The sequence below is a fragment of the Streptomyces sp. NPDC043867 genome (assembly GCF_056435845.1).
On sequence record NZ_JBWKDS010000024.1, the window covers coordinates 61,953 to 85,818 of the forward strand.

Consider the following 23,866-nt stretch of genomic DNA (forward strand, 5'->3'; position numbering starts at 1 on the left):
GCGAATCCTCCCCCCCTTGGGGAAGAAAGGGCCGCAACGGACGGGCGCCCCCTTCCGCGTCATCCCCTACTTTGCGGGCGCACACGTCCTGGTGGGGCGTATCCCGCCTCCCCGGTGGGAGATGAGTGGGAGACAAGTGGGAGATGATCATGGCGTGGTGCTGCAATCAGGCGCTAGGAAATGCTAGATAGCGCTGCCTGCGCGGCCCGGGTTCAGCCGCCGGATTCGCCCGCGTGCGGGCTGAGCACACCCATGCTGACCAGCACAATCATCACCACACCGAGGGCAATGCGGTAGTAGACGAACGGCATGAAGCTCTTTGTTGAAATGAATTTCATGAACGAGTTCAAGTCGAGGTTCTGAGCGGCTCTGACCTGCTGTTTCCACCACTCGTCACGATTGAATGGGAGAGCAGTAGGAGATGGCACTTTCCAGTGCTCTCCCTCGCCGGCCATGAAGCGCAGCCACCTCGTTTGCAGCGGGAATCAATCATGGAGATACAGCACGCGCTTGAAGGCAGCATGGCGGCGAACGAGCTGCCCGCCCGGGGTCAGGATGAGTGAGCAATTCCGGGCAGCGGCAACGGAATCCGCATTGCACCTCCGTGCCCACATTGCGCGACTCGAAGTCCGCGAACTGGCCGCCACTGTGTTGCAGTGGCTGGAGCCACACCGAAGCGCGGCAGCAGCCCGGACGGCGCTCGACACCCTTCAGGACCGCCTGAGCCGCCATCTCCGAGGCCTCTACGCGGTAGGCAGTACCACTGTCACGATCAGACAGGCAACAAGCGCCCGTAGTCGGCGAGTACTCCGCGCACCTCGTGCACGTCCTCCGTGCGCTCAGGGGAGAGGTCCCGCCGGATTGGGCGATGACGTTCCTGGCCTCTTCGGCGGCCTGCTCGGGCTCGTTCGCGTCGGCCAGGGCCACCGCGAGCCACGACCGGTACGGGGCGACCTCCCGGGCGTGCGTGGCGCCGCAGCGTCCCAGCACGTCCGCGCTTGAGGTGAAGGACGCCTGGCCGAAGGATGAAGACTCTCGTGACGGCACTGAGGCACCGGATGAGGAACCGCTCGCTCCGGAAGAGGACCAGGGATAGTACCGAGTAAGGGGAAGCAGGCGCTCTGGGTCGTCCGTCGGGAGGCGGACGACCCAGAGTTATTCAGGGGTTAGGTGTATCTCACGGCGCGAGGTCGAGCACCCGGACGCCGGCCTTGTCCCAGGCCTCGGGCTGGACGGTGGCGACGCGTGCCCCGTCCAGGCGCTCGGGGCCGGGCATGGCCACATGGTGGGTGTGGCACCAGCCCAGAGACCGCTCGTGGCCCGAGGCGGCCAGGACCGCGGCGAGATCGAGCGGATGAAAAACCACCTGGTCGAGCATGCCGAGGTGGCCGGCGAGTCCGGTGCGTACCCGGTCCGCTTCGGCGAGTGTGGCGAGCGCGACGTGGACGCGCCAGGCCCCGGTCTCGGCGGCCTGGTACAGAAGGCGGGAGGCCAGGACGTTGCCTGAGCCCAGGGCGAGCAGGGCGCTGTCGTCGAGGACGACATCGACAGGGGCGACAGGGTTCACGCGGCGCTGCCGAGCCGGCGCGTGAGCTCATCGTCTGCTGCGCGGTCCTGCTCGGGATCCGGGGCGTAGCCGGAGAGCGTGTGCAGGACTTCGAGGGTCTTCGCGACCTGCTCGTCCCGCTCGCTCTGTGTGAGGGTGTGGGTGGCGAATTCGCCGACGAGCCCCGCGATCGTTGTGTCCTTCTCGGCGGCCAGGATCGCCAGCCGGTCCCGGACACTGCTCTCGACCTTGATCGTTGTGTGTGCCATGCCTGACAGAATACATCGGGTATACCCGCCCGGGGGAGGCGATTGAGGTAGCTGCTTGCGCCTCCCCCGGCCAGGGGCCGAGGGACGGTCGGTAGGTGTGATTTCGCAAGCGAGAGCTCCTCATGGCTGCCGTACAGCGCGGCGAAGTCGACGTCATCATCGTCCTGTGTGACGTCGGCCAAGAGCAATGTGACAACCCGCATGGAGGCCGCGCCGAGCGTGCCTATGGTCGACGCAGGCCGTCGTCTCTTCCCGTACCCGCGACGGGTCCCAGGAGCGGCACCATTAGCGCTTCCGAGGGTCGAGTTCGGCCACCGGAGCGTCGTCGTCTTCGGCGAGACGGCGGGCGACTTCCACCTCGAACTCGGAACCAGCCAGGTCCCCGATGGGCGCGACCCGGGCAAGGGTCTCGGAAGGGACTAGGCGGAGCGCGACGCGGTCCGAGTTGTGGATGACGACCACATCGTCGACCTGGAGGCCCAGCTCCGAAGCGGTGGCCCGCCCTGCCCCAATCGCGGGACGGAGCTCTGGTGGCTCCATACCGTCCTCCTCATCGTTGGGTACAGACACATCCAGGGACAGCGGTGTCACCCCATCCCGCTCCGAGCTGATCCGGAGCCTATTCAGAGCGCTCCGACCGCGTGTCCGACGCCATCACGTGGAGTCAAATATCACTTACACAACGAGGTGCCCAGGGCGGCAAGTGGAGTCAGAACTGATTGATAAGTGGAGTCCGACTTCACATACGAAGCCACCTCGTGATCGCGGGCACCTTCATCGCCGTCCTGGCGGTCTGGGATCTCGTCGGCACCCTGCCGTTGCCGCTGGGCGTCGCCGGACGCGAGGGCTCTACCGTCCTCGTCGGCCTTAACGGCCTGCGCCTGCTCGCCGACGGCGCCTGGTGCCGTGCCCGTCCGGACGCGTGATGAGCAGTAGTGCCAAGTGGGCCGGTGGATCCTCACCAGACTCCCGATCCCGCCCCCACCGTCCACCTGCTTGGCCCGCTGTTCGTCTTCGCGGATCTCGGGTCGAGGGGTCGTGGCATCCGTGCGAGGCCATATGCGGGTGGCGCACCCACGCCGGAGAGGAGTCGGGTCGTCCTCGTCTCTCCTGCAGATCCTGTGCCAGAAGGGCCGGGCCCGGCGGGGCCGTGGCGGCGACCACCGTCCGGCCCGGAATGCTTGGGGCTGGGGTATCAGGCTGGCTGCTCGTGCTCGCAAGCGCCGTCGGGGGGCCTTGGTCGACGGTTGCTAACCCGAGTAACTGATGGATTATTGCTGGTCGTGAGGTAGGGATGGGGCTGGAGTGACATCCGCCGCTGGGACCGGTGGTCGCGCGGGGCGGCCCGGCGCTATACCGTTAGTAATCGTTGAGGACTCGGGGGACGGACATGCGAACCACTTCGGCCGGAGCAACGTCGGGCAGCCGGCGGTCGCGGCCCACGGCCAATGACGTGGCCAAAGCCGCGGGGGTGTCGCGGTCGGCGGTGTCGTTTGCGTTCAACAGTCCCGAGAAGCTCTCCGCCAGTACTCGTGACCGCATTCTGGCTGCCGCTCAGGAACTGAGCTACGTGCCTAACACGCTGGCTCGCATGCTCAAGGCGGGGCAGACGCAATCGCTGGGCGTGCTGCTGCCGCAGAACCTTGCGAAGGTTCTGGAGAACCCGTACTACGCCCGATTCCTCACAGGGGTGGGTCAGGTGTGCGACGAGCAGGGGTACACGCTGCTGCTGACCCCGCCCCTTCGGGATTCGATGCTGAAGGCGATTCCCTACGCGGCTGTCGACGGTTTCATTGTGTGCGGTCTCGAGCACGACCGTGGTGAGGTGGCGGAGCTGCGCCGCCGGGGGATCCCATTCGTTCTGGTAGACAGCAGCGCGTATGAGGGTGTCCCCAGCGTCGATGTGGACGACGAGGGCGGGGCGTATGAGGCCGTGCGGCACGTCCTGGACCTGGGGCACCAGCGCATCGCACTGCTGTCGATCGATCCTGGGCCCGAGCGCGCCGAGCGCGGATACCGCGGACCGCTGGCCCGCCGCATGGCCGGGATAGTCCGTGCGCTGGGGGAGAGCGGCATGAGCCTGGACGATGTCCGGCTGGTAGAGGTGCCGGCCACGCGGATGGACGGATTCAAGGCGGTGAAGTCTGTGGTGGCTTCGAGTTCTCCTACGGCGATCGTAGCGATGTCGGACATCCTCGCCTTCGGTGCAGTCGATGCCTTGCATGACCTCGGGCTCAATGTGCCTGGGGACGTGACGGTGACCGGGTATGACGATCTGCCTGAGTCGTCATGGACGCGTCCGCGGCTGACGACGATCCGCCAGGCCATCACCACCAAGGGTCGCACTGCCGCAGACCTGTTGTTCTCTGCAATCCGCAACGAGGACCAGCATCCCCATCAGTTGCTCGGCACCCACCTGGTTGTCCGGGATTCCAGTGGTCGGCCTCCTGCTGCGCCGGGGCTCTCCGGCTCAGTTGGCTGATCCGGCGCTTCCTGCTCCAAACCGCTCCTCCGCGTGGTCACCGGACCCGTCGTAGGGGCGGTTTGTCTATGCCTCCGCTGGGGTCCCGCAGGGGGCAGGCGCGTTACATAACCGTTAACTAACTGCTGTTAATAACCTGCTAACGTCTGCGAGGCGAGAGCTCGTGAAGCTCCCGCCTCACCAGATAGCGAGGCACAGTGTGACCTCCTCTGGCGAGGAAGCATCCCGCGGCCCGGCCTCCTGTGTGCACACGTACAGGAGGTGCCCTCGCATACCGCTGCCGGCTCCATGCCCCGCTGCCGGCAGCGGCACCGGGTCCACCGTTGCCGGATCCGCCCTTACCCGAGGAGTCCCCATGCGCCGTGGCGTCGCCGCAGCCGCCTTGATATCAGCCATCTGCGTCACTGCGAGTGCCTGTTCCGGCGGCGCTTCCGAATCAGGAGACGCTTCCGGTCCGGTCACCATCACCTGGTGGGACACCTCTGACGCCACGAACGAAGCGCCCACGTACAAGGCCTTGGTCAAGGACTTCGAGAAGGCCAACCCCAACATCAAGGTCAAGCACGTCAGTGTGCCCTTCGGCGACGCACAGACCAAGTTCCAGACGGCGGCAGGCAGTAAGGGCGCCCCCGACGTACTGCGCGCCGATGTCGGCTGGACCCCAGGCTTCGCGAAGTCCAGCTACCTCGCCCCGCTGGACGGCACCGTCGCGGCCAAGGAGATCGCCAAGTTCCAGCCCGGCCTGGTCGAGCAGGGCAAGTACGAAGGCAAGCTCTACGGCATTCCGCAGGTCACCGACACCCTGGCCCTGATGTACAACAAGAAGCTCTTCACCGAGGCCGGTATCACCGAGCCGCCGACCACCTGGAAGCAGTGGAAGAGCGACATCACCAAGGTCAAGGAAAAGACCGGCGTCGACGGCTTCGCCTTCAACCCGCAGGGCTACTACGCCATGCCGTTCCTCTACGGCGAGGGCACCGACATGGTCGACCCCCAGGCGAAGAAGATCACCCTGAACTCGCCGGCCGCTGTCAAAGGCATCGACACGCTCAAGGACCTGGTGAAGGCGAAGGGCACGAGGAAGCTGGACACCACCAGCAACGCCTACCCCAACATCATGGACGCCTTCAGCAGTGGCAAGGTCGCCTGCATCATCCAGGGCCCGTGGGAGAACGCCAACGTTTTCAAGGGTTCAGCTTTCGCAGACAAGAACAACCTCGGCATCGCCCCCGTCCCGGCCGGCAGCAGCGGCAAGGCGGGTGCGCCCCTGGGCGGTCACAACCTCGTGGCCTATGCAGGTTCGGACGCCGCGCACCAAAAAGCGTCGCAGAAGTTCATCGCCTTCATGACCTCCGCCACGGCGCAGAGCCGTGTGGCGGTGAAGAATGGCACGCTGCCCACCCGCCGTGATGCCTATACCGCACAAGTCACCGCCAACCAGGGCATCGCTGGCTACCAGAAGGTCCTGTCCAGCGGCCAGCCGCGCCTGGCCCTGCCGGAGTACAGCTCGCTGTACACCCCGCTGGAAACCCAGCTGATCAAGATCCTTTCCGGTCAGGAGAGCACCGAGGGCGGTCTGGACAACGCGGCTGCAGAGGCGAAGAAGCTGCTGTCGGACTACAGCGTCAGCTGACGAATCCCGGTCCGTCCGCCCCGCGCGGCCGCGGGGCGGACGACCAGCCGACGTACCTCTCCTTCCCCTGTCCCCGAGGTGTCAGATGACCGTCGTCGAGGGCAAGTCCGCCCGCGCGAACCAGCACAGCACCGGGCCCGGCTCCGGCCCACTCAACCGCCTCAAGAATTCCTACGACCAACACTGGTACGCCTGGGCGATGTGCCTGCCCGTGGTGCTCGTCCTGGCGGCCGTCGTCGCTTACCCCCTGGCACAGGGGATCTATCTGACGTTCACCGATGCCACCAGCCAGAATGTCGGCCGCACCATTGGTGTCAACCACATCCCCGACAGCTTCTCCTGGGTAGGCCTGCACAACTATGCCGAGGTGCTGACCGGGGCGAACAACCAGTTCTGGCCGCACCTGGTGTGGACGGTCACCTGGACCGCGGCTTGCGTCGTCCTGACGTACGCGACAGGCCTGGCTCTGGCTATCGCCCTCAACCGTGACCTGCGCGGGCGAGCCTTCTACCGGCTTCTTCTCATCCTGCCCTGGGCGGTGCCGACCTTCGTCACCATCTTCGGTTGGCGTCTGATCCTGGCCGATGACGGAGTGGTCAACCAGCTGCTGGGCGCGGTGGGCCTGCCCGCCCCGTCCTGGTTGAGCGATCCCCTGGCGCAGAAGTTCGCCGCGATCGGCGTGAACATCTGGTGCGGTGTGCCGTTCATGATGATCTCCATGCTGGGCGGGCTGCAGGCCATCCCCAAGGAGCTCCACGAAGCTGCGGAAATGGATGGTGCCTCGCCCTGGCAGCGCTTCATCCACGTCGTCCTGCCCGGACTGCGTCCGGTCAGCAGCACGGTGATCCTGCTCGGCGTCATCTGGACCTTCAACCAGTTCAACGTGATCTTCCTGCTGTTTGGCGGGAACAGCGACAGCGTTCAGATCCTGGTGACCTACGCCTACCGCCTCTTCTTCGGCCAGCAGCCCCAGGACTACGCAGGCTCGGCGACTGTCGGCATCCTGTGCCTGTCGATCCTGGTGGTCTTCACAAGCGTCTACCGCCGCTGGCTCAAGCGCAACGACCAAGGGGCCCTGGCATGACCACTACCACCGCTCAGGTCACCCCCCGTCCCGTGACGGGCTCGGCTCACTCCGCGAGCCGCCCGCGCAGCCGCCGGCGGCGTTCCGTCTCCGCCTCGCTGCATGCCGTCCTCATCGGGGCCGCCTTCATCGCGGTCTTCCCGGTTCTGTGGATCTTCTACATTTCACTCGGCGCAGACAAGAACGACTACCAGCACCCCGGACGCATCGTCAACGACCCGACCTTGTCCAATTACAGCCACGTCTTGCGGGACACGGGCTTCGGCACGTGGATGCTCAATTCGTTGATCGTCGCTGGCGCCACCATGGTGATCGGAGTTCTGATCGCCGCGAGTAGCGCGTATGCCGTCTCCCGGATCCGCTTTCTGGGCCGTGGCTCGCTGATGTACACCTTCCTGCTCACCCAGATGTTCCCGGTCGCTGTTCTCATGGTGCCGCTGTACAAGATCATGGGAAGCGTCGGTCTGCTGGACACCTACGGCGGACTGGTCCTCATCTACTGCTCCACCGCCGTGCCGTACTGCGCCTGGCTGCTCAAGGGCTACTTCGACACCATTCCCGCCGAGATCGACGAGGCGGGACGCATCGACGGCCTGACGCCCTTCGGCACCTTCTGGCGCCTTGTTTTGCCGTTGGCCCGGCCCGGCCTGGCGGTCGCAGCGTTCTACACCTTCATCACCGCCTGGGGCGAAGTCGCCTTCGCCTCCAAGTTCATGCTCTCGGAAGGCAATTACACCCTCGCGGTGGGTCTGCAGTCCTACGTCAGCCAGTTCAACTCCCAGTGGAACTACATGGCGGCCACGTCGATACTCATCGCTCTCCCCGCCGGACTCGTCTTCTACATCGTCCAAAAACACCTGGTCACCGGTCTGACAGCTGGCGGCACCAAGGGCTAAGTCACAAACCCCGCCAGCGGGTGTCGCAGCCCCCATTTCCATAGCGAAGTCCCTGCTCCGTACCTGTCGGCGCCCAAGCGCCGCTGTCGTGAGGACTCCCTCTCCATGACCCAGTACCTTGTCGCCACCGACCCTGCCGCCGACCCGGACGCCGGCACCGTCCGTCCGGCCGACTGGTGGCGGGAAGCGGTGATCTACCAGGTCTATCCGCGCAGCTTCGCCGATGCCAACGGCGACGGCATAGGCGATCTTCCCGGTGTCCGCAGCCGGTTGCCCTACCTTCGCTCGCTCGGCGTGGACGCGGTGTGGCTCTCTCCCTTCTACGCCTCCCCGCAGGCCGATGCCGGTTACGACGTCGCCGACTACCGGGTCGTCGACCCGATGTTCGGCAGCCTGTCCGACGCCGTCGCACTGATCGAGGACGCCCACCAGCTGAGCCTGCGGATCATCGTCGACCTTGTGCCCAACCACTGCTCCGACCAGCACGAATGGTTCCAGCGCGCCCTGAGCGAAGGCCCTGGTTCCCGCCTACGTGAACGCTTCCACTTCCGCGACGGCCTAGGCAAGAACGGCGAGCTGCCACCCAACGACTGGGAATCCATCTTCGGCGGTCCGGCCTGGACCCGGACGAAGAACCCCGACGGGACACCGGGGCAGTGGTACCTGCACCTGTTCGCCCCCCAGCAGCCCGACTTCAACTGGGACCACCGCGCCGTCCACGACGAGTTCGCCTCCATCCTGCGGTTCTGGCTCGACCTAGGCGTCGACGGCTTCCGCATCGACGTCGCCCACGGCCTGGTCAAAGCCCCGGGCCTGCCCGACCTCGGCGCCCACGACCCGCTCAGGCTGCTGGGCAACGGCGCCAGCCCGTGCTTCGACCAAGACGGTGTGCATGAGATTTACCGCGCCTGGCGCACCATCCTCGACGAGTACGCAGGCAACCGGATCGGCGTCGCCGAGGCATGGGCTCCCACGCTGGAGCGCACCGCGAACTACGTACGCCCCGACGAACTGCACCAGGCATTCAACTTCCCCTACCTGGCCACCTCGTGGGACGCCGAGCCCCTGCGGCAGGTCATCGACGAAACCCTGACCACCGTGCGCCACGTCGGGGCCCCCGCCACGTGGGTCCTGTCCAATCATGACGTCACCCGGCACACCACCCGCTTCGCCAATCCGCCCGGAGTGGGAACCCAGATTCGTACCCCCGGCGACCGGGTGCTGGGCCTGCGCCGCGCCCGCGCCGCCAGCCTCCTCATGCTCGCACTGCCAGGCTCCGCCTACCTGTACCAGGGGGAGGAGCTCGGCCTGCCCGACGTCACCGATTTGCCCGACGAGGTGCGGCAAGACCCCTCGTTCTTCAGGGCCGATGGTCAAGACGGCTTCCGAGACGGATGCCGGGTCCCAATCCCCTGGTCGGGAACCCAGGCCCCCTACGGGTTCAACGCCGTTACGGGTGGTCCGAGCTGGCTGCCTCAGCCTGAGGAGTGGGCCACGCTCAGCGTCGACGCCCAGAGCGGCGATCCGGCCTCCACCCTCCAGCTCTACCGCGCCGCACTCGCCATCCGCCGCGACCACGTGGCCCTCGGCGGAGCCGACAACCTGCGCTGGCTCGCCAGCCACGAAGGTGTACTCGCCTTCGAGCGCCACGCCCCTGACGGCACGGTCTTCACCTGCACGGTCAACACCACCGGTCAGCCGGTACGGATCACCGCGCCGGGCGAACCGCTGCTCTCCAGCGCTCCCCACACCACGGACGGCACGCAAGCACACCTGCCGGGCGACACCACCATCTGGTGGACCAGCCGCTGAAACGGCGCACCCCCAGGCCCCGCGCAGCCCCGGCAGCGCAACAGCCTCTTCCCCCAGGACTTCACGTCCTGCCCCATACCAGCGAGGTCTCCATGCTTCGTAGACCCTCCCGAGTGCCCAAAGACGGCCGTCGGCGCACACCCCAGCTCATCGTCACCGCACTCGTCCTCATAGGCACCTCCACCGCAGGGGGCCTCACGCCGGCCCTCGCCGCTGACACCCCGCCCACCGCGGTCGCCATCGCCTCCGACTTCGACAGCCAGCTCGGCTGCGCAGGCGACTGGGCACCCGACTGCGACCAAGCCCAGATGAAGCATCGCGCGGACGGGGCATGGGCTCTCACCGCACGGCTGAAGGCAGGGACGTACTCCTACAAGGCCGCGCTCGACAAGAGCTGGGCCGTCAACTACGGGCTCAACGCCATCCCGGGGGGAGCGAACATCCCACTGACCGTCCCGGCCGGCGGGGCAGACGTGATGTTCATCTACGACCCGGTCACCCACTGGGTCACCGACACGCTCACCACGACGCTCGTCACCGCCGTCGGTGACTTCCAGAGCGAACTGGGCTGTACCAGCGACGGGGCCGCCGACTGCCTGGCGTCCTGGCTCACCGATCCCGACGGTGACGGCACGGCCACCTTCACCACCACCGGCCTGCCCGCAGGGACCTACACGGCCCGCGCCGCCCTGGGCCTGCCTGGCACCCCCACGGGCACGGCCACCTCTTTCACCGTCGCTGCAGACGGTGCGAAGACCACGTTCAGTCACACCGGCTCCTCGCAAAACCTGAACGTCTATGCGGGTGAGCCCAAACCCAGCCTCGCCCCCCGGGCAGCACACTGGCTCACCAAAGATCTGATCGCCTGGGACCTCGGCGAGGAGCCAGCCCAACGGACCTACCAACTCGCCGCAGCCCCCGACGGAGGACTTGCAGCGGGAGGGACCGGCATTACAGGCGGCACCACCATCCCACTGACCTACGACCCCACCGGACTGCCTGCAGCGGTCAAAAGGCAGTACCCCCACCTGGCGAAGCTCTCGGCACTGCGGCTCCCGCGCGCATGGGCCGCAAAGGCCCCGGCACTTCTCAAGGGCCAGGTCGCAGTCGCCGCCCTCGACCCGGACGGCACGCTGCACTCCGCGACCGGCCTGCAGACCCCGGGCGTGCTCGATGACCTCTATGCCGCACCGGCTCGCAAAGCCAGCCTCGGCCCCGTCTTCACAGGCGACAAGCCCACGCTGTCGGTGTGGGCGCCCACCGCGAAAAGCGTCAGCGCCGAGCTCTACGACACGGCCACGACTACCCAGCCGCGCCTGATAGGCATGACCCTCAACCCCCGCACGGGCATCTGGTCAGTGCGAGGCGAGAAGAACTGGAAGAACAAGTACTACCGCTTCGCTGTGAAGGTCTGGGCGCCCGCCGTTCTCAAGACCGTCACCAATCACGTCACCGACCCGTACTCGCTCTCCCTGTCCACCGACTCCCGTCTCAGCCAGATCGTCGACCTCCACGACCGCTCCACCGCTCCGCCCGGCTGGGCACGCAGCCGCCCGCCCAAGGCTATCGCCGCAGGAAAGCAGCAGATCCAGGAACTGCACCTGCGTGACTTCTCCGCGGCGGACGACACTGTCCCTGCCGCCGCCCGCGGCACCTACAGCGCTCTCACCCACCCGGCGTCGGCCGGGTTCAAGCACCTGAAGGAACTGTCCGGCTCCGGCGTCACCTCCGTGCAACTCCTGCCCGCCTTCGACTTCGCGGGGACCGCCGAGCAGCGCAGCGACCAGGCCGTCCCGGCGTGCGACCTGCCGTCGATGGCTCCGGACTCCGAGGCACAGCAGGCTTGTGTGGCGGGAACCCAGGCAACCGACGCCTACAACTGGGGCTACAACCCGTTGCACTTCACCGTGCCCGAGGGCTCCTACGCCACCGACCCGAATGGTGCCGCACGCGTCGTGGAGTTCCGGCAGATGATCCAAAACCTCCACAGGGCCGGTCTGCGGGTTGTCATGGACGTCGTTTACAACCACACCGCCGCCGCCGGCCAGGACCCGGCCTCAGTCCTGGACCGCATCGTCCCCGGCTACTACCACCGTCTGGATGCCACCGGTGCCGTCACCCGGGACAGTTGCTGCGCCGACACCGCCCCCGAGCACGCGATGATGAACAAGCTCGTCGTCGACTCCGTCACCACCTGGGCCAAGCAGTACCGCATCGACGGTTTCCGCTTCGATCTAATGGGCCTGGACCCCAAGCAGACCATGCTCGATGTCGACGATGCCCTGGCCCAGCTCACTCCCGGTCGCGACGGTGTCGATGGGAAGAACATTGCCCTGTACGGCGAGGGCTGGAACTACGGGGTGGTCGCCGACGACGCCCGGTTCGTTCAGGCCACCCAGGAGAACATGGCCGGCACCGGTATCGGCACCTTCAACGACCGGCTGCGTGACGGCGTACGCGGCGGAGGCATCTCGGACGCCGACCCCCGTCGCCAGGGCTTCGCCAGCGGTCTGTTCACCGATCCCAACGCCGCCGACGTCAACGGCACCCCGGAGCAGCAAAAGACGCGGCTGCTCAAGGACATGGACTTGGTGAAGGTCGGGCTGGCCGGCAACCTGGCCGACTACTCTTTCACCACCAGCGACGGCACCCGCCGCAAGGGCTCTCAGCTCGACTACAACGGCCACCCGGCCGGGTACACGGCTGCGCCCGGTGAAGCCGTCAACTACGTGGAAGCGCACGACAACCTGGCCTTGTACGATGCGCTGGCTTACAAGCTTCCGGTCGGCACTACGCCGGAGGCCCGAGCCCGCATGCAAGCTCTGGCCCTGGCGGCGAGCACGCTGTCGCAGAGTCCGAGCATGACCCAGGCCGGGACGGACCTACTGCGCTCCAAGTCGCTGGACGGCAACTCCTACGACAGCGGCGACTGGTTCAACGCCATCCAGTGGGACTGCCGCGCCGGCAACGGTTTCGGTCGCGGTCTGCCCTTGGCCGAGTCCAACCGTGCTCAGTGGAACCTTGCCAAGCCCTTGCTGAGCAGCGCCTCCCTTATCCCGGGCTGCAAGGAGATCGGCGAGGCCGGTGCGCAGTTCCAGCAGTTGCTGAAGATCAAAGAGTCCTCGCCGCTGTTCTCCCTCCCCAGCGCCGCTGCCGTGCAAAAGCGCCTGGGATTCCCGCTCTCCGGCACCCCGGGGGAGATTCCCGGAGTCATTACCCAGCACTTGGACGGACGAGGGCTGGACACCTACGAGGCCGTCACGGTCATCTACAACGCCACTCCACGGGTCCAGAAGCAGACCGTCGAGGGTCTGGCGGGAAGTCGGCAGGTGCTGCATCCGGTTCTGGCACGGGGTGGCGACTTCACGGTCAAGCAGTCCGCGTTTAGTGCTCACAACGGCACGTTTACCGTTCCCGCACGCACGGTGGCCGTGTTCGTCCAGCGATAACCGCCAGCTTTCAAGGCTCCTATCGGCCCGGGGGGGGGGGGGGGGGGGGGGGGGCGCCCCCCCTCCCCCCCCCCCCCCCCCCCCCCCCCCCCCCCCCCCGGGCCGTGCCCTTGCGCCACAGCCTCCTGTCTCAGTGCAGGTGCCACTCATTCACAAGAGGCCTTGTGAGACACCTTGACGGCCAACAAGTAACCAATTATTAACTTGAGTTAGCAACACGTGAACACTGAGGTCATCTGCCACGGTCCGTGCGGAAGCCCGAGCCGACCAACCGTGCCGCACCGCCGCCAGCTCACGCCACTCCTCCACGCACCCGCCTTGCGGGCCCCGCAGTGGATCCCCTCCCCAGGAGGCACCCCCATGCACGGCACTCCACCACCCCTCCGGCGCCACCGAGCAACAACTCTCTGCGCCGCCATCGCGACCGGCGCCGTCGCTCTCGTCCTCGTCCCCGCCCTGGATACCCCCGCACAAGCCGCCCCCAGCGCCGTGTCCGTCCCCGGCAGCTTCAACAGCGAGATCGGCTGCCCGGGCGACTGGGCGACCGACTGCGACCAAGCGCAGCTCACGGCACGCACCGACGGGTCCGGAGGTTGGTCCAAAACCATGACCCTCCCGGCCGGCTCCTACGCCTACAAGGCCGCCCTCGACAAGAGCTGGAGCGAGAACTACGGAGCCAAGGCACAGCCCTCCGGCGCCGACATCCCGCTGACAGTCCCCGCCGGGGGCAAGAGAGTCACCTTCGTCTACGACCCGGTCACTCACTGGATCACCGACGACATCAACGCCAAGATCGTCACCGCGGGAGGCTCCTTCCAGTCCGAGCTCGGCTGCGCCGCCGACTGGGCCCCCGACTGCCTCACCTCCTGGCTCAAGGACATCGACGGCGACGGCATCTACACCTGGGCCACGACCGCCATCCCGGCTGGAACCCACGAGGTCAAAGCCGCCGTCGGCCAGTCCTGGGCCGAAAGCTACGGTCAAGGCGGCAGCCCCAGCGGCGCCAACATCAGCTTCACCGTCCCCCGATCCGGCTCCACCACACAGTTCCGCTACGACAGCACCTCACATGTACTGACGGTTCAGACCGAAGCGGGTGGGAGTGACCCCGCGCCCACCGGCACCCTGGGCGCCACCTACACCCCCAGCAGGACGACCTTCCGCATCTGGTCACCCGACAGCTCCGCAGTGACCGTGACCCTCGGAGGCCAGAGCTACCCCCTCAAGCCCGTGACCCTGGCCGGATACACCGACGTGTACGAGGTCGTAGTGAGCGGGGACCAGAAGAACCAGGCCTACCAATTCCGCGTCGGCAACAACACCGTTCGTGACCCCTACGCCCGCATGGTGAAACCAGGCACCACCGAGGGCATCGTCCTCGATCCCGCCGCGATACGGCCCACCGCCGGAACCTGGGCGCCCACCCCGCCGGCGGCCAAACGCGAAGACGCCGTCATCTACGAGATGAGCGTCCGCAACTTCACTATTGACGCCAGCTCCGGAGTGGACAGCGCCAAGCGCGGCAAATTCCTCGGCCTGGTCCAAAGCGGCACCACGAACAACGGAGCCAAGACGGGCATTGACCACCTGAAGGAACTCGGCGTCACCCACGTTCAGCTCCTGCCGTCGTTCGACTTCAACAGCAAGGTACCCAACTGGGGCTACGACCCCGTCAACTACAACGTCCCCGAGGAGCAGTTCTCCCAGTTCACCGCCCCCGAGGACCGGGCCAGGGAATTCGCGGACATGGTCAACGAATTCCACAAGAACGGCATCCGCGTCATCATGGACGTCGTCTACAACCACACCTACAGCAAGGACGCACTGCAAGGGATCACCGGGAAGTACTACACCCCAAATGATCTGTCGGCCACGGGAAACTCCATCGACGATGGCAACCCCATGGTCAGCCGCATGATCAGAGACAGTCTTGAGTCGTGGGTCAGGAACTACAACATCGACGGCTTCCGCTTCGACCTGCTGGGAGTCCACCACTACAAAAACGTCGACAACTGGGCCAAGCACCTCAACGCCACCTTCCCCGACCGCATGCTGCAGATCTACGGCGAACCGTGGAGCGGCGGCGTCAGTGACCCGCTCGAGCCCCAAAAGGTGCGCTACGGAACCACCCCCGCACTGGCCGACGCCCACGTCGGCGTCTTCAACGGCGCCTACCGCGACGCCATCAAGGGCGGCACCCGCGACCAGAACCTCGGCTACATGGGCGGCTCGGGTGGCAACGCCGCGACCGTCGCAGCCGGCATGCAGGGCTCTCCCCTCGCGGTGAAGAGCACCACACCCCTCTCCGACCCGTGGAACCCGGCCTTCGCCTACGACCCCGAGCAGACGATCAACTACGTCTCAGCCCACGACGACCTCAACCTCTGGGACAAGATCACATACTCCGGTGTCACCGGAGGGGCCACAGGACGCGCAGGTCAGATGGACCGCTTCGGCGCCGGCATAGTCCTGACCTCCCAGGGCATCCCCTTCATCCACGAGGGCGATGAATTCCTTCACTCCAAGGTCGTCGGCGGCGACTACGAAACAGCCAAGAACTCCTACGAGGCACCGGACAGCGTCAACGCCATCCAGTGGGGAGAGAAGACGGCCCACGCCACAACCTTCCGCTACTACAAGGACGCCATCGCCCTGCGCAAGTCAACCCCCGCCCTGCGGCTGCACTCCTGGGACGCGGTCAAGGCACAAGCCACCGCCCGGACCGACGGTCAGGTCATCATCTCCGCTGCGAGCTCCCGCGAGAGCGCACCCACCGACTACGACACCGTCGTCGTTTACAACCCCACCAGCACCACGTACAACGCGAACCTGCCGACCGGCTCCTGGACGAAGGTCCTCGACACCACCGGAGCAGTCAGCACGACAGGCAATACCGCAGGGAGCCTGGCAGTGACCGTCTTCAAGAAGAACTGACCCAACAGGTCCCTACCACCATCGCACCGCGAGGCGTTGACCACAGCCCTCATCCTTGTACGCGGACGAGTACGGGCGGAGCTGCCTGCCCGCGGTGCGGCGACCTGCCCGACGCGGTGCGTAGGTCTGCGCGGACATCGGCTCCCGCGTGAGCGTTGCACAGCTATGGCGGGGAGGGGAAGAAGGCTTCCCTGGCAGAGACGAGGCCCGCGATGGAGGACCGCTGAACCATACCGGCCTCATCGCTGTGGAGGGGCGGTGGTCGAGACGTGAGCGCCCCGGCCCCTCCAGAGCGTTCTGGGGCCGGGTGCAACCAAAGGCGGGAAGCAGGGAGCACCATTGTTCACGACTCCTACTGATCTCCCCAGGATGAGGTCGGGCGCCTCGAGCAGTTGATGCTGCAGACAAGGCGGAGCTCTCCGAATGGGTGCCGCGCGTATCTCGCAGCGGACCCGGGGCCGCTCGACTGGTGAAGTTGGGCGACGGTCCGCTCCACAACCCAGCAGGGGCTTTCCCCGTTGTGGTGCTGCCAGCCCGCAGAAGCCGAGGTACGGGGCGAAGTCGTAGCCGCGGACGGCTGAGACCGTGTCCTGCGTGGTGAGGCGGACGAGGCGTTTGTAGCAACACAGGGCGGCCGCCAGTCCGAGAAGGGCCAGGTAGTTGCGGGGATCGCGCTCGTAGTGAGGAGCTCAGACGTCGGTAGCCGGACAGTCAGGACATCGTGCGCTCGATCACCCAACGGCGGCGGCCCAATCGTTCGCTGGACTCGATGCCTTTGCTTGTGGCGGTGGGGATCTTCCTTAGCCGCTCGCGCTCGGCGGTGGTTTTGACTGTCGGGCGGGCGCAGGCAACAGGCATGAGTCGAGGGCCGGCCGGCAGAAGTGGATCAGGTTCAGACTCGAGGGGTGGCGGAGGTCAGGCTGGCGTCGACGATGGCCTCGATGTGCAGGGCGGTCGAGTCCAGCAAGGGCAGAGCGGGGAAGTCCTGCGCGTCGATCAACTGCGTAATCTCGGTGCAGCCGAGGATGATCGCGTCCGCGCCCCGGTCTGTCAACTGTTCCATGATCCGCAGGTGTTCAGTGCGCGAGTTGCCGGTGAAGATGTTGCGGGTCAGCTCGTCGAAGATGACCTGGTCGACGAAGGTGCGGTCGTCTTGGCCTGGGACGATGGCGGACAAGCCGTGTTCTGCGAGGCGGTCGCGGTAGAAGTCCGCTTCCATCACGGGTCCGGTGATGTAGTCGGCGGCACCCTCGGATGCGGGGTTGTCGCATCCAGCAGGGGCATCAGCTCGTGCTGGCCCTTAACCGCTATCGGGCCTCTTGTGCCGTTTGCACCCGAGATTGACCGGCCCGCTCACTCGTCCCTGGTGCTGGCGGAGGCGCATTGAAATCGCCTCTGATGTGGGTTGATCAGGCATCGGTGCAGGTAGCGAACTCCTGGTCGGCTTCAGGCTGGTCGGGTCGTGAGCACCGTCCGCTGGGACGGAGATTCCAGGATGCGCTCCCGAGGGGTGGAGCGATGTGTGGACTGTCGCTTTTCTGGCCATACGGGTTGGGTGGCTGGGGGAGCGGCACATGGCGCGCCTCTCCGTAACGAAGCTTGCTCGCGCAGACAGGCGACATCGCCTCTCCAGCGCGGGAGGCGTGAGAAGAAGTGGTCGAGGGTCGGCGTGCTGGGCATCGGCAAGCCGGGGACGTGATCCCCGTGCATGCAGTCGAAGGTCACGCCCTGCTGAGACTCCTTGGGCGCGTGCTTCCAGCTACGTCAGAACCGTACTCGCCCTGACCTTGCCCCGACCGGTCCTCGCCGTGCGGTGCCCAACTCCTACGCGCCAGAGCGAGATGACTAGGGGCTTAATGAAAGACGAAAGATAAGTCGTGACACATCTCTTGACCGTCCGTCTCGTTACGGGCAAGGTTCCGGAGAGCGCTCTCCCGTGTCGTTCTCGTTTCCAAGGAGCCCCCGTATGCCCATAGTTGGCATATCGTCAGTCGCGCCACCCCCGCCTCGCAGATCTGTGCGCCGGGGTGTTGTCGGTGCGGTGGTCACCGCCCTCACCGCCACCCTGCTCGCCCTTGCTCCCGCTCAGGAGGCCGCGGCCGCACCCGTCCTGCTCTCGCAGGGCAAGCCGGTCACGGCATCCAGCCAGGAGAACGGCGGCACTCCGGCAGCCGACGCCGTCGACGGCAACACCAGCACCCGTTGGTCCAGTGCCCATTCCGACCCGCAATGGATCCGCATCGACCTCGGCGAGACCACCAAGGTGAGCCAGGTCGTCCTCGACTGGGAGGTGGCGTACGGCAAGGGCTACCGCATCGAGCTCTCCACCAACGGCTCCGACTGGTCGACGGCCTACCAGACCACCACCGGCGACGGCGGCACGGACACCATCACCGTGAGCGGCGAGGCCCGCTACGTACGTCTGTATGGCACTGACCGCGCCACCCAGTACGGCTACTCGCTCTGGGAGTTCAAGGTATACGGCGAGACCGGCACCGGAGGCCCGCAGCTCCCCGGCGGAGGCAGCCTCGGCCCCAACGTGCATGTCTTCGACCCCTCGACGCCCGGTATCCAGGCCAAGCTCGATGACGTGTTCCGCCAGCAGGAGTCGGCGCAGTTCGGCAGCGGCCGGCACGCCTTCCTCTTCAAGCCGGGCACGTACAACAACCTCAACGCCCAAATCGGCTTCTACACCCAGATCGCCGGCCTGGGCCTGAAGCCGGATGACACCACCATCAACGGAGACGTGACGGTCGATGCAGGCTGGTTCAACGGGAACGCCACGCAGAACTTCTGGCGAGCAGCCGAGAACCTCGCACTGAACCCGGTGAGCGGAACCAACCGCTGGGCGGTCTCCCAGGCCGCGTCGTTCCGTCGTATGCACGTCAAGGGCGGGCTGAACCTCGCTCCGAACGGCTATGGCTGGGCGAGCGGCGGCTACATTGCTGACTCGAAGATCGACGGTCAGGTCGGCAACTACTCGCAGCAGCAGTGGTACACCCGTGACAGTGCCATCGGCGGCTGGTCCAACTCGGTGTGGAACCAGGTCTTCTCAGGGGTCGAGGGTGCCCCGGCAAACGGCTTCCCGGAGCCCCGCTACACGACCCTGAACGACACCCCCGTTTCCCGGGAAAAGCCGTTCCTCTACCTCGACGGCAATGAGTACAAGGTCTTCGCGCCTGCCAAGCGGACCAACGCCCGCGGCACGACCTGGGCGAGCGGCACCCCGCAGGGCGAGTCGATTTCTCTGAACAAGTTCTACGTCGTCAAGCCCGGCGCCACCGCCGCAACGATCAACCAGGCACTCGACCAGGGCCTGCACCTGCTGTTCACGCCAGGCGTGTACCACGTCGACCAGACCATCAAGATCGACCGGGCGAACACGATCGTCCTGGGCCTTGGCCTGGCCACGATCATTCCTGACAACGGAGTGACCGCGATGAAGGTCGCCGATGTCGACGGCGTGCGACTGGCCGGGTTCCTGGTCGACGCTGGTCCGGTCAATTCCCAGACACTCCTGGAGGTCGGCCCGCAGGGAGCCTCCACCGACCACGGTGCCAACCCCACCACCGTTCAGGACGTGTACATCCGCATCGGCGGCGCGGGTGCGGGCAAGGCGACCACCAGCATGGTCATCAACAATGACGACACCATCATCGACCACACCTGGGTGTGGCGGGCAGACCACGGCGAGGGTGTCGGCTGGGAGACCAACCGCGCCGACTACGGTGTCCGGGTCAACGGCGACGACGTCCTGGCCACCGGTCTGTTCGTCGAGCACTTCAACAAGTATGACGTCGAGTGGTACGGCGAGCGTGGCCGCACGATCTTCTACCAGAACGAGAAGGCGTACGACGCTCCCAACCAGGCCGCTATTCAGAACGGCACGACCAAGGGCTACGCGGCCTACCGTGTCGATGACTCGGTCGATACTCATGAGGCATGGGGCCTGGGCAGCTACTGCAACTACAACGTCGACTCCTCGATCCGCCAGGACCACGGCTTCAAAACTCCGGTCAAGCCAGGGGTGAAGTTCCACAGCCTGCTGGTGGTGTCCCTCGGCGGAATGGGTCATTACAACCACGTCATCAACGACACCGGAGCATCCACGGTTCCCTCTGGAACTTCGACGGTGCCGTCCACCGTCGTGTCCTTCCCCTGATACGCCAGCCGCCAGCCGCCGCCTGATTTGGCAACGCTGGCCATGACTCCCCTCCGGTCCGGGTGACATCCCGCCCCGGCCCGGAGGGGCTGCGCGGTCCGGTGCCCGAACCGGGCGCCGTGAACCGCACCCTTGCACCTCCCCCCATGCGGCCGTGTCGTTCCCAGTAGGGCGGCACGCCGCGGTCACGCGCCGACACGAGGACCGGGGACCCCCCTGGTGAGCGCTCCCCGTCCGGCACCCCAACCTGCCAGGAGCAGATGTGTCCAGACCTCCCTCACCACCCGCCCGGACCCGCCGCCGCGCCGGCCTGTCCGTGCTGGCTCTCGGTGCACTGGTGGCGTCATCGTTCACCCTCGCTGCCCCGCCCGCCCAGGCAGCTGACAGCCTGCTGTCCCAAGGAAAGCCTGCCACCGCCTCCTCTCAGGAGGGGGACGCGTACGCCGCATCGGCGGCCGTGGACGGCAATCTCACCGGCACTCGCTGGTCGAGCAAGTGGAGCGACCCGCAGTGGCTCCAGGTTGATCTCGGCAAGCGTGCGAACCTCACTCGCGCCGTCCTGACATGGGAGGCGGCGTACGGGAAGGGCTACCAAGTCCAAGCGTCCGACAACGGCACCGACTGGCGGACGGTGAAGACCGTCACCGACGGCGACGGCGGCACGGACGACCTCACCCTTTCCGGTGCCGGCCGCTACGTGCGGGTGCTGGGAACGGAACGGTCCGGGGGATACGGCTACTCTCTGTGGGAGTTCCAGGTCTACGGGAACACGGACGACACCCCGCCGGCAGGAGGCGCGGTCCGGGTAGCGGGCTCTCAGGGGAACTGGCAGCTCACCGTCGGCGGACAGCCGTACACCGTCAAGGGGCTGACCTGGGGGCCGGCCATCGCCGACGCACCCCGGTACATGCCGGACGTGAAGTCGATGGGCGTCAACACGGTCCGCACCTGGGGTACCGACGGCGGAACCAAGCCCCTGCTGGACTCGGCAGCCGCCAACGGAATCCGCGTGATCAACGGCTTCTGGCTGCAGCCGGGCGGTGGCCCGGGCAGCGGCGGCTGCGTGAACTACGTCACTGACTCGACGTACAAGAACAACATGCTGACTGAGTTCGCGAAGTGGGTGGAGACCTACAAGTCGCACCCCGCCACCTTGATGTGGAACGTCGGCAACGAATCGGTCCTCGGCCTGCAGAACTGCTACAACGGCACCGAGCTGGAGTCGCAGCGCAACGCCTACACCTCCTTCGTCAACGACGTCGCCAAAAAGATCCACTCGATCGACCCGGACCACCCGGTCACCTCCACGGACGCCTGGACCGGTGCCTGGCCGTACTACAAGCGCAACGCCCCTGACCTCGACCTCTACTCGATGAACTCCTACGGGGACATCTGCAACGTCCAAAAGGACTGGGAGGCAGGCGGCTACACCAAGCCCTACATCATCACCGAGGGTGGTCCCGCCGGCGAATGGGAGGTGCCCGACGACGCCAACGGCATCCCCAACGAGCCGACCGATGTGCAGAAGGCCGACGGCTACACCAAGGCGTGGGGCTGTATCACCGGCCACCGGGGCGTCGCCCTGGGCGCCACCCTGTTCCACTACGGCACCGAGCACGACTTCGGCGGCGTCTGGTTCAACCTCGTGCCCGACGGCCTCAAGCGCCTGTCCTACTACGCCGTCAAGAAGGCCTACACCGGATCGACCAGCGGCGACAACACACCCCCGGTCATCACGAACATGACCGTCACCCCTGGCTCATCGGCCCCTGCGGGCGACGAGTTCAGCGTGCGGGCCGACGTCCGGGACCCGGACGGCGACCCGATCACGTACAAGGTCTTCCTCAGCGGCAACTACGCCAACGGCGACAAGCGCCTCGTCGAGGCCCGCTGGCGCTCCACCGGGAGCGGCACCTTCGCCGTCACCGCGCCCGAGAAGCTGGGCGTCTGGAAGGTGTACATCCAGGCCGAGGACGGACACGGGAACGCCGGCATCGAAACGAAGTCGGTCAAGGTCGTCGCTCCGCCGGTCTCCGGTACCAACGTGGCGCTGAACAAGCCGACCACCGCCTCCTCGTTTCAGGAGTCTTACGGAGACTGTCCCTGCCAGCCCTCCAAGGCCACGGACGGCAAGAGCGACACCCGCTGGGCCAGTGACTGGAGCGACCCGCAGTGGATCAGCGTCGACATCGGCGCCTCCACCGCGATCCGCAAGCTCCAACTGGTGTGGGACGCGGCCTACGCGAAGTCCTATGAGGTCCAGGTGTCCGACGACGGAAGCACCTGGCGCACGGTCCACTCCACCACGACCGGCAACGGCGATATCGACACCATCGATGTTGCGACCACCGCACGGCACGTGCGTCTCCACCTGACAGCCAGGGGGACGAGCTGGGGTTACTCGCTCCACGAATTCGGCATCTACAGCTGACACACCACGCCATACCCCCGGCAGGGGGTCAGCGCTCAGCCCCCTGCCGGGCCACCCCTCACCCATGGGCTGGAGGCCCTTCATGAAATGGCGTTCGAAACAACTCCCTGCGCTCCTTCTAGGCAGCGCTCTCGTCGCATCCGTTCTTGGCCTCGGCACGATCGCCACCGCGGCCGATCCGGAAAGTCGTGCCCCGGCTGTCAGTCACGCCGGGCACACGATGGCTGTATCCACCCAGGCGTCCGGCGACGACCCCGACGGTGACGGCTACATACCGGCCGTCCCCCAGGTCACAGGGGTCACGCCGTCTACGGCCACCCCGCCGTCGCGCTACTTCCACGAATTCCAGGCCAACTGCTCCGTCACGCATACCGCGCCGGACGACCCGATCGTGTATCCGGGACAGCCGGGCAAGTCCCACGACCACACCTTCATGGGCAACACCACCACGAACGCCGCCAGCACAACCGCAAGCCTCTACGGAGGCACGACGACCTGTAAGGCACCCGCCGACGCCTCCGCGTACTGGATGCCCTCCCTCTACAACGGGGACAAGAAGATCCTCCCCGTGGGGCCGCAGGTCATCTACTACAAGGCCGGTGTCACCGACTACACCAGCGTGCGGCCGTTCCCCAAGGGGCTGCGGTTCGTCGTGGGCGATCCCATGCAGAGCGCCGATGCCTTCCGCCACCACCGCGGGTTCGTCGAAGGCTGGGAATGTGGTGAGAGCTTCTTCAACGTCGACTTCCCGGCTAGCTGCCCGAGCCGGCCCGACGTACAGCTCAACATTCGTTTCCAGGCCCCCAGTTGCTGGGACGGCAAGTACCTCGACACCCCCGACCACAAGAGTCACATGGCCTACCCGGTCGTCAAACCCGGCACAAACGACAACATGTGCCCGGCCAGCCACCCCGTGGCCCTGCCGATGATCGAGTTCAAGATGGCCTTCCCGGTCAACGGCGACATGGGCCAGGTCCGCCTGGCCAGTGGTCGCGGGTACTCCTTCCACTATGACTTCTTCAACGCATGGGAGGAACTCACCCTCAAGGCGATGGTCGACCACTGCATCGTGGGCGGCCTCCAGTGCAATCCGCGTGGCTACGACGAGAACCACCCGGAGCAGGGCGCGGTCCTGAACGCGGACTACCGACTGCCCTGACCGACCGAT

At 66.3% G+C, this 23,866-nt stretch carries 14 protein-coding genes and 4 pseudogenes; 12 read left to right on the forward strand and 6 right to left on the reverse strand.

Features of this window, described 5'->3' with window-relative positions:
• Positions 1-212 precede the first annotated feature (212 nt).
• The 4 genes and pseudogenes from AC069T_RS23525 to AC069T_RS23540 all read right to left on the reverse strand — a co-directional run.
• Positions 213-341, reverse strand: a pseudogene (locus AC069T_RS23525) (undecaprenyl-diphosphatase); the annotation flags it as partial.
• 836 nt (positions 342-1,177) lie between these two features.
• The gene (locus AC069T_RS23530) at positions 1,178-1,567 is read right to left on the reverse strand and encodes a PIN domain-containing protein (RefSeq protein ID WP_478784594.1); all 390 of its coding nucleotides are present in this window, start codon (positions 1,565-1,567) and stop codon (positions 1,178-1,180) included.
• Positions 1,564-1,815, reverse strand: coding sequence for a hypothetical protein (locus AC069T_RS23535; RefSeq protein WP_478784595.1), 252 nt, complete (start codon positions 1,813-1,815; stop codon positions 1,564-1,566). Before AC069T_RS23535 ends, AC069T_RS23530 begins: the two co-directional genes overlap by 4 nt.
• A gap of 294 nt (positions 1,816-2,109) precedes the next feature.
• Positions 2,110-2,355 (reverse strand): annotated as a pseudogene (locus tag AC069T_RS23540) (aminoglycoside phosphotransferase family protein); the annotation flags it as partial.
• Positions 2,356-2,573: 218 nt separating this feature from the next.
• Between AC069T_RS23540 and AC069T_RS23545 the strand changes: the two are divergent.
• The 9 genes and pseudogenes from AC069T_RS23545 (at position 2,574) to AC069T_RS23585 (ending at position 16,105) form a co-directional block, all read left to right on the forward strand.
• On the forward strand, positions 2,574-2,741 hold the full coding sequence (locus AC069T_RS23545) for a hypothetical protein (protein ID WP_478784653.1): 168 nt from the start codon (positions 2,574-2,576) through the stop codon (positions 2,739-2,741).
• A gap of 527 nt (positions 2,742-3,268) precedes the next feature.
• Positions 3,269-4,297 (forward strand): LacI family DNA-binding transcriptional regulator, encoded by a 1,029-nt coding sequence (locus AC069T_RS23550; RefSeq protein ID WP_478784596.1) that lies wholly within the window; start codon positions 3,269-3,271, stop codon positions 4,295-4,297.
• Positions 4,298-4,652: 355 nt separating this feature from the next.
• Positions 4,653-5,930, forward strand: a complete 1,278-nt coding sequence (locus tag AC069T_RS23555; protein ID WP_478784597.1) for an extracellular solute-binding protein — start codon at positions 4,653-4,655, stop codon at positions 5,928-5,930.
• 85 nt (positions 5,931-6,015) lie between these two features.
• Complete coding sequence (locus AC069T_RS23560) at positions 6,016-7,014, forward strand: carbohydrate ABC transporter permease (RefSeq protein WP_478784598.1); 999 nt, start codon at positions 6,016-6,018, stop codon at positions 7,012-7,014.
• Positions 7,011-7,910 carry a sugar ABC transporter permease gene (locus AC069T_RS23565; protein ID WP_478784599.1) on the forward strand — a complete coding sequence of 300 codons (900 nt, stop codon included), beginning with the start codon at positions 7,011-7,013 and terminating at the stop codon, positions 7,908-7,910. Before AC069T_RS23560 ends, AC069T_RS23565 begins: the two co-directional genes overlap by 4 nt.
• Positions 7,911-8,015: 105 nt before the next feature.
• Positions 8,016-9,722, forward strand: coding sequence for a glycoside hydrolase family 13 protein (locus AC069T_RS23570; RefSeq protein ID WP_478784600.1), 1,707 nt, complete (start codon positions 8,016-8,018; stop codon positions 9,720-9,722).
• A gap of 92 nt (positions 9,723-9,814) precedes the next feature.
• A pseudogene (locus tag AC069T_RS23575) lies at positions 9,815-10,477 on the forward strand (pullulanase X25 domain-containing protein); the annotation flags it as partial.
• A 33-nt stretch (positions 10,478-10,510) separates the two neighbouring features.
• On the forward strand, positions 10,511-13,171 hold the full coding sequence (pulA, locus tag AC069T_RS23580; RefSeq protein ID WP_478784648.1) for a pullulanase-type alpha-1,6-glucosidase: 2,661 nt from the start codon (positions 10,511-10,513) through the stop codon (positions 13,169-13,171).
• A gap of 360 nt (positions 13,172-13,531) precedes the next feature.
• Entirely contained in the window at positions 13,532-16,105 is a 2,574-nt protein-coding gene (locus tag AC069T_RS23585; RefSeq protein WP_478784601.1) for a pullulanase X25 domain-containing protein, read from the forward strand.
• A 593-nt stretch (positions 16,106-16,698) separates the two neighbouring features.
• On the opposite strand, the pseudogene AC069T_RS23590 reads toward AC069T_RS23585, so the two are convergent.
• Positions 16,699-16,882, reverse strand: a pseudogene (locus AC069T_RS23590) (transposase); the annotation flags it as partial.
• 115 nt (positions 16,883-16,997) lie between these two features.
• Positions 16,998-17,324 carry an aspartate/glutamate racemase family protein gene (locus AC069T_RS23595; RefSeq protein ID WP_478784649.1) on the reverse strand — a complete coding sequence of 109 codons (327 nt, stop codon included), beginning with the start codon at positions 17,322-17,324 and terminating at the stop codon, positions 16,998-17,000.
• Positions 17,325-18,071: 747 nt separating this feature from the next.
• Here AC069T_RS23595 and AC069T_RS23600 point away from each other — a divergent pair.
• The 3 genes from AC069T_RS23600 (at position 18,072) to AC069T_RS23610 (ending at position 23,857) form a co-directional block, all read left to right on the forward strand.
• Positions 18,072-20,267 carry a discoidin domain-containing protein gene (locus tag AC069T_RS23600; RefSeq protein ID WP_478784602.1) on the forward strand — a complete coding sequence of 732 codons (2,196 nt, stop codon included), beginning with the start codon at positions 18,072-18,074 and terminating at the stop codon, positions 20,265-20,267.
• 262 nt (positions 20,268-20,529) lie between these two features.
• Positions 20,530-22,698: a discoidin domain-containing protein gene (locus tag AC069T_RS23605; RefSeq protein WP_478784603.1), complete on the forward strand. Its 2,169-nt coding sequence runs from the start codon at positions 20,530-20,532 to the stop codon at positions 22,696-22,698.
• Positions 22,699-22,780: 82 nt separating this feature from the next.
• The gene (locus AC069T_RS23610; protein WP_478784604.1) at positions 22,781-23,857 is read left to right on the forward strand and encodes a DUF1996 domain-containing protein; all 1,077 of its coding nucleotides are present in this window, start codon (positions 22,781-22,783) and stop codon (positions 23,855-23,857) included.
• Positions 23,858-23,866 lie beyond the last annotated feature (9 nt).